1 tRNA gene is annotated in these 239 nt (G+C 41.0%); it reads right to left on the bottom strand.

From position 1 onward, the window contains the following. Positions 1–4 precede the first annotated feature (4 nt). Positions 5–89 (bottom strand) — tRNA-Leu (locus C2M17_RS10160). Positions 90–239 lie beyond the last annotated feature (150 nt).

The raw sequence follows: 239 nt of genomic DNA, 5'->3' as shown, positions 1-239 counted from the left end.
TACATGGTGCGGAAGGTGAGACTTGAACTCACACATCCGAAGATACTGGAACCTAAATCCAGCGCGTCTACCAATTCCGCCACTCCCGCAATGTATTACTTACATCATGATATGGAACCTAAACCCAGCGTCTTAATCAAGACAACTGCCAATTCCGTACTATCGCAATGTATTATTTACATCCAAATTTATTATGGACGCTAAGTCCAACGTCTCATTTGCATGTATTAAGATGATAA

It is taken from the genome of Pseudoalteromonas sp. T1lg10 (assembly GCF_002964545.1).
In the GTDB taxonomy this organism is placed as follows: Bacteria; Pseudomonadota; Gammaproteobacteria; order Enterobacterales; family Alteromonadaceae; genus Pseudoalteromonas.
Note: the sequence above shows the minus strand (reverse complement) of the source record. Positions and strands in the feature narration are given on the sequence as shown.